Below are 237 nucleotides of genomic sequence, written 5' to 3'. Positions count from 1 at the left end.
TTAATCCCCGATTAGTGGGGCAAGTCTTCCGACGTGCGAGAAGAAAAGGAAAGGGTGCGATATGTTCAGTCTTAATCCCCGATTAGTGGGGCAAGTCTTCCGACGGAAATCAGTTTTCTAATGCCGACAAATCTGACGTCTTAATCCCCGATTAGTGGGGCAAGTCTTCCGACGGAAACAAAAATGCGTATTCAAATTGACAACAAAGTCTTAATCCCCGATTAGTGGGGCAAGTCT

The sequence above is a fragment of the Neisseria sp. HMSC068C04 genome, assembly GCF_001810105.1.
In the GTDB taxonomy this organism is placed as follows: domain Bacteria; phylum Pseudomonadota; class Gammaproteobacteria; order Burkholderiales; family Neisseriaceae; genus Neisseria; species Neisseria flavescens_B.
This window is presented reverse-complemented; position numbering follows the sequence as displayed.